Raw genomic sequence first — 2,729 nt, 5'->3', positions numbered from 1 at the left:
CAATTCAGCCTCGCCATGAGTGACTTGGCTAGGATCCCAAATGCATTCTCCACCACGCGACGCCCTCTGGAGATGTGGGAGTTGTAGATGCCCTCCTCCTTGGTCATCCGACGCTTGGACCACGGCTTCATCAGGTGTGTTCTCAGAGCGAAGGCGTCGTCACCCAGGATAAAATAAGGCACTTTGAGGTCTGGATGGTCATCATCAGGCTCGGGATCTTGAGGGAGACGCTCAGGAGGTGGGATGCCAAGGGTGCCATCTTCGATACACTGCTTGAGCTCAGATGCATTGTAGATCTGGGCATGTGACTGATGGACAACACCCCCAGTGTCCACCCACAGGAACTTGTAATCAGCGTCAACCATGGCCATGAGGATGATTGAGTAGCAGTGCTTGTAGACGCACCAGAATTCGCTTCCAGAGTTTGCAGGCTGGCGGATCTTGACATGCTTTCCATCCAGGGCTCCAGTCACATGAGGAACTTGCCATCTTCTCTCGAACTCTGAGGCCACTTGCTTCCATTCGTCAGGGGTGGTTGGCATCTTGAATACTTCGTCCCTGTAGGCTGTGACGCAGATGTCATATGTTGGTCAAAATTCGATCGCACAAACTCGCAGTCAATCGCACGAGTCGCAAGTCCGTCGCAATAGGCTCACAACGCGCTTGCCAAATGTCGTAACTCTGTCACAATGCTATCCCCATGGGCTTGCCCTGGGTCATGCTCGCTCACAACTATCATCCAGGCGAGCTCTCGCAGGATGAGGCCGAGCCCGTTGCGTTACGTGCGACCGATTGCTTCTTGGTCGCCACACCGTCGCACCACGCTCCCTAATTCAGTCTTATATCGATCACAGTGATGTTCGGTGTAAATGCTATTGGGTGATCAGTGCCGAGAGTCCACGCGACTAGTGTGAGTGGACAACATGTTCCGAAAAACTGAGCTCGCCCACACTCGTACGTCGATCGCCGCCCGGTGTAAACATAACCTAAGCAAACTTTCCTCAATAAGCATATCACAAGTTATTTATTTAACATTCATCCTAATAAGTATTTTCTACCAGTTCATCTCTTAGATTGTTTCTGCCAGTCTCATACACGTTCATTTAATGTAAGTGAAGTCTGCCATTTTCATTGATCCTGCTAAATGAAAGTTAAGCACTTGTGAGAACATTAAAAATTAGTATGGTACAGATCATCTGGGGCATGTACAGGACTGAGCAGGTGAGGAATGAGGTGGTGCAGGAGAGACAGGAAATACAGAAAGTATGAGCAAGACAAAATAAAGGTTTGAAGAGGTGATGTAGTCATACTAAAATATAAAGGGAAGAGGCATGGTAAAATGAATTGATGTCATTGATATTGGCATTGAAAGCTAGGTATGACTTCAAGATGGTATTAACAGAGACTGTATGTGTAGGTCTGGAATGAAATTGAAGGATGCATGCGAGCTGAACTGGAAGAAATTTGTAAGGCAAAATGAGTTTCACGCCTTGATGGAGTATGAGATGTAATTTGGTGTCATTGACTATATAATCAAGGCCAAATTCATGACTTGCACAGGACAGTGTACAGCTGGTTACTGTAGCCAGTTTCTGTGAGTGATCTTCCTTCTCTGATTTTTGTCTTCTTTACTGAGACTTTCCTTGACTCTCTGTCCTACCCATACATTTCCCTGATGACTACTTTGTAATGAATGACTTACTATCTTTCTGTATGTTTTTTGTACATTGATAGTGTATATTTACAAAGGATTTCTTTTTCAAGTATAGATTTGCAGGTTATTAATCAAGCCACTAATATGTGATAATCATTAATCATTCCTAGAAAAGTTTGTTGAAAACTTTATTGTGGTTAAATGGATGACCCTTCTACAGCACAGTCCTTCCCAACACCCATGGAGGAGCCCAAGAAAGTAATGCGAGTGCAGTATGTTGGGCTTCTGCAGGTAGAACGGCCATCAGGCATGGAGGTCCTTAACTCAGCCATTGACAGGGTGGTGGAGAGCAATCCACCTCCCTGGAGGAATGTGTCTGTGGCTGTTGCACCTTCCACTGTCACCATCACCAATACTGTGAGTCTCCTCTGCCCCTGTCGTTCACTGAACATCTCTTGCAGGTGAAGTCTCAAGGACTAGAGACCAAAATAATAATTGTAAGTACACAGCATACCAAAATATAAGTAAAAACATAAACGTATGTTGTGTAAAACTTTTTTCTTTTTTTTCATTCATCACATATCTTTGTAGATTAATAATTTATTGTTGCATGCTATAAAATTCATGTTTTAGCTAATTAACCCTGTTTTAGCTTATTAACCCTTAGCCAGCAGCAGCAGTCACGGCAAAGCACCCAAATTAAAAACTGCTTATATAAAGTTGCTGCCAGCCATAAGATTGCAGGCTTTTGCAGCATAAATAAAGTTGCACCACATTTTGTAGGGTTTTAACAAGATCTATATTTAAACTCTACCACAATTTGGAGCGGTTGCTATAATCTTATCATACAAGAACTTAACCTTTGTAAGTGGCCATTGTTTATACATATTTGTATAAGTAAGGTAAATAGAGTCACTCACACCCACAGCCAAAGCTATGTCCAGGACTTATGACCCGAATCTGGTTTCCCTCCACCCTCCCTTACTAAGGTTTTGTCTTACAGTTGCTTCTAATTGCATTTTTTCTCTTTATTTACTGCTGTGATTTTACCCACCTACCCATCACCACTTGCAGT

1 protein-coding gene is annotated in these 2,729 nt (G+C 43.6%); it reads right to left on the bottom strand.

Annotation, left to right across the window (positions count from 1 at the left end):
• Nucleotides 1-542: transposase family protein (locus tag ACK5JN_RS24030; protein ID WP_416872443.1), on the bottom strand; the 542-nt coding region annotated here is incomplete at its 3' end.
• Nucleotides 543-2,729: the final 2,187 nt, after the last annotated feature.

The organism is Kluyvera sp. (assembly GCF_047971185.1).
GTDB lineage: Bacteria > Pseudomonadota > Gammaproteobacteria > Enterobacterales > Enterobacteriaceae > Kluyvera.
Note: the sequence above shows the minus strand (reverse complement) of the source record. Positions and strands in the feature narration are given on the sequence as shown.